This window comes from Mesorhizobium sp. M7A.F.Ca.US.006.04.2.1 (genome assembly GCF_004022915.1).
GTDB lineage: Bacteria > Pseudomonadota > Alphaproteobacteria > Rhizobiales > Rhizobiaceae > Mesorhizobium > Mesorhizobium ciceri.
This window is the reverse complement of sequence record NZ_RZQA01001621.1, coordinates 1-492: the sequence shown is the minus strand read 5'-3', so window position 1 is coordinate 492 and position 492 is coordinate 1. Positions and strand designations below refer to the sequence as shown.

Sequence of the window (492 nt, the reverse complement as noted above, 5' to 3'; positions counted from 1 at the left end):
CATGTTTCGAGCCCGTCGGTGATAAGCACGACGGTCGCCTTGTCCTCGGTGTATTTCAGCGCCTCGGCCGCCTGTTTGACCGCCGCCGTCAGCGGCGTCTTGCCGAGGAATTTCAGGCTGTCGGCGGCGGCCGAAATGGCGCTGCCCGAACCTGCCTGCGGCGGCACGATCAGCTGGATGTCGTCGCAGCTGCCCTTTTCACGGTGGCCATAGGCCATGAAGCCGATCTCGTCGTCGGTGGGGACCGATTGAAGCACGGTTCGAAGCGACTCGCGGGCGATTTCGAGCTTGGGCTTGCCGTCGATCTGCGCCCACATCGAGCCGGAGGCATCGAGAATGATGATGACCTTGTTTGCGGCGAAGCCGAACGTCGTCATCGACAAAAGGAGGATCGCCGCAGCGACGCCCCGTGCAAGTCCCGCCATCGAAATCTCCTAAATCCGCCCCTGATCCGGGCGGCAAGCTATTTGACGCGGCGCCGGGACACAAGTC

At 63.0% G+C, this 492-nt stretch carries 1 protein-coding gene; it reads right to left on the bottom strand.

What is annotated here, in order from left to right; translation table 11 throughout:
- Window positions 1-425, bottom strand: a 425-nt coding sequence (locus EN925_RS39080) for a VWA domain-containing protein (RefSeq protein WP_164894846.1), incomplete at its 3' end; no start/stop codon positions are given.
- Window positions 426-492 lie beyond the last annotated feature (67 nt).